Source organism: Streptococcus sp. 10F2, assembly GCF_054331515.2.
In genome coordinates, this window is sequence record NZ_JBTGGE020000118.1 from 1 (window position 1) to 825 (window position 825).

Below are 825 nucleotides of genomic sequence, written 5' to 3' on the forward strand. Positions count from 1 at the left end.
TTAAAACATTAAATGAGGTCATTGATAAACTTCAAGAAGTTATTCAAAGTCTATCATCCACTCAGTTAAGATCCATTGTTCATAGAGAATGGACTTCTGCTATTTTTGATTTTAAATGAGTATAATTTTTTAGTGTAGTCATCATCCAGATTCTTAGGGATCCTTATGAGAGTGGTGAAGATCAGATAGCATAGTATGCTATCTGAGTTATAAAATAAAGAGAGCAGAGCTCTTTATAAAGCAGCCTTTATGATATGGCTAAATGATTCGATTTCCACAACAGATAAGGATTCTTTTCGAATTTGTTTAGTGCCATTCAATAGCTATAGAACTTGATAATTGAACACGGGAGAGCACGGTATAAGTGCTTTTCCTTTTTATATTCTGATTCACATAAATGCGTTTCTCTTGATGACTTTGATGAGGTTATTGGTTGTTTCCAAGGCAATGAGGGCAAAGAGTAGTCTCATTTAGCTCGAAGCACCTGAAAGTTTTTTTCTTTGAAAGTGAAAAGAATTTTGATGTTTCTATTTGTTAGAGCAAGCAATTCTGTGGTATTTTTAATAAGTCTCATATGATTTTCCTAGTGTTAGTTTGGTCGCTTCACATGATAGGTCATATGGGATTTTTTTCGTACCCAAAAAGCTCTATAACTTCTATTTTGGATTTTCACACCCATTATAGAAATTATAGAGCCATTTTTTATAGTCATTTAGTTTTTAAATAGTATGTTATTGCATCAGTTATAGAGTCCATTTTACGAAGTAATTCTGTAACTGATTTTTTTAAAATAGCCCAGCTTTTTTCAATAGGATTTAATTCTGG

General features: G+C 31.9%; 1 pseudogene. It reads left to right on the plus strand.

Annotated elements, in window-relative coordinates:
* Positions 1–119 (plus strand): annotated as a pseudogene (locus ACXM1Q_RS09305) (IS630 family transposase); the annotation flags it as partial.
* Positions 120–825 lie beyond the last annotated feature (706 nt).